This is a genomic window from Cellulomonas sp. NPDC057328 (genome assembly GCF_042667215.1).
GTDB lineage: Bacteria > Actinomycetota > Actinomycetes > Actinomycetales > Cellulomonadaceae > Cellulomonas.
Genome location: NZ_JBHUZW010000183.1, coordinates 1 through 1,394, shown reverse-complemented (window position 1 = coordinate 1,394; position 1,394 = coordinate 1). Strand labels below are relative to the sequence as shown.

Sequence of the window (1,394 nt, the reverse complement as noted above, 5' to 3'; positions counted from 1 at the left end):
GCACGTAGCCTGAGAACCGACGGGTACCGCGTATGCGGGAAATGGGTGATCCTATGCTGCCAAGAAAAGCCTCGACGCGAGGTTCTAGCCGCCCGTACCCCAAACCGACTCAGGTGGTCAGGTAGAGAATACCAAGGCGATCGAGAGAATCGTGGTTAAGGAACTCGGCAAAATGCCCCCGTAACTTCGGGAGAAGGGGGGCCTCAAGCGTGTACCGGCTTGCCCGGGAAGCGTGGAGGGCCGCAGAGACCAGGGAGAAGCGACTGTTTACTAAAAACACAGGTCCGTGCGAAGTCGCAAGACGATGTATACGGACTGACGCCTGCCCGGTGCTGGAAGGTTAAGAGGACGGGTCAGCCGCAAGGCGAAGCTCAGAATTTAAGCCCCAGTAAACGGCGGTGGTAACTATAACCATCCTAAGGTAGCGAAATTCCTTGTCGGGTAAGTTCCGACCTGCACGAATGGCGTAACGACTTCTCCGCTGTCTCAACCGCGAACTCGGCGAAATTGCACTACGAGTAAAGATGCTCGTTACGCGCAGCAGGACGGAAAGACCCCGGGACCTTTACTATAGCTTGGTATTGGTGTTCGGTGCGGCTTGTGTAGGATAGGTGGGAGACTGTGAAGCCGGCACGCCAGTGTCGGTGGAGTCAACGTTGAAATACCACTCTGGTCGCTCTGGACATCTAACCTCGGTCCGTGATCCGGATCAGGGACAGTGCCTGGTGGGTAGTTTAACTGGGGCGGTTGCCTCCTAAAATGTAACGGAGGCGCTCAAAGGTTCCCTCAGCCTGGTTGGCAATCAGGTGGCGAGTGCAAGTGCACAAGGGAGCTTGACTGTGAGACTGACAGGTCGAGCAGGGACGAAAGTCGGAACTAGTGATCCGGCGGTGGCTTGTGGAAGCGCCGTCGCTCAACGGATAAAAGGTACCCCGGGGATAACAGGCTGATCTTGCCCAAGAGTCCATATCGACGGCATGGTTTGGCACCTCGATGTCGGCTCGTCGCATCCTGGGGCTGGAGTAGGTCCCAAGGGTTGGGCTGTTCGCCCATTAAAGCGGTACGCGAGCTGGGTTTAGAACGTCGTGAGACAGTTCGGTCCCTATCCGCTGCGCGCGCAGGAAACTTGAGAAGGGCTGTCCCTAGTACGAGAGGACCGGGACGGACGAACCTCTGGTGTGCCAGTTGTTCCGCCAGGAGCACGGCTGGTTGGCTACGTTCGGAAGGGATAACCGCTGAAAGCATCTAAGCGGGAAGCCTGCTTCAAGATGAGGTTTCCACGCCCTTCGGGGTGAGAGGCTCCCAGCTAGACCACTGGGTAGATAGGCCGGATGTGGAAGGCAGGACGAAAGACTGCCGCAGCTGACCGGTACTAATAAGCCGACAACTTGACT

General features: G+C 57.2%; 1 rRNA gene (running past one end of the window). It reads left to right on the top strand.

The annotated features are described in order from the left end of the window. A 23S ribosomal RNA gene (locus tag ACFUMH_RS18605) occupies nt 1-1,394 on the top strand (it extends 1,332 nt beyond the left edge of the window).